The following is a 564-nucleotide window of genomic DNA, read 5'->3' on the forward strand; positions in this document are numbered from 1 at the left end:
TGGACTCCAACCGCTCCCAGTACGATTCACTGATCGCCAAGCTGAACGAGCTCGGCGTCGGATCGGAACTGAAGTCGGAAAACGCCTCCATCGTCGATCCGGCCGTCCTGTCTGGCTCGCCCGTCTCACCGCGTCTGTCGATCAACCTGGCAATCGCGCTGGTGGCCTTTGCGGGCCTTGGAGCAGCGATCATCTACCTGCTGGAACTGATGAACAACACCTTCGTCAATCCGGACCAGGTGGAGCGGGAGCTAGGCATTCCGGTCCTTGGCATCCTGCCGAAGATCGAGGAGGAGGATCTGGCGGAAAGCCTGGCCGATCCGAAATCCGGCCTGTCGGAAGCCTATCGAAGCCTTCGAACCTCGATCCAGTTCTCCGGCACTGAAGGCCTGCCGAAGACGCTGATGGTCTCAAGCTCCGAACCCAACGAAGCCAAATCGACGACGGTCAGGAAACTCGCCACCGACTTCGGCGCGCTCGGCACCAAGGTGCTGGTGGTGGACGCTGACATGCGCAAGCCGACCATGCACCGCCAGTTCGGCGTCGACAACACGCTGGGCCTGA

General features: G+C 61.3%; 1 pseudogene. It reads left to right on the plus strand.

Annotated elements, in window-relative coordinates:
* Positions 1-564 (plus strand): annotated as a pseudogene (locus tag IEX27_RS21145) (GumC family protein); the annotation flags it as partial.

Source organism: Nitratireductor aestuarii (assembly GCF_014641695.1).
In the GTDB taxonomy this organism is placed as follows: domain Bacteria; phylum Pseudomonadota; class Alphaproteobacteria; order Rhizobiales; family Rhizobiaceae; genus Chelativorans; species Chelativorans aestuarii.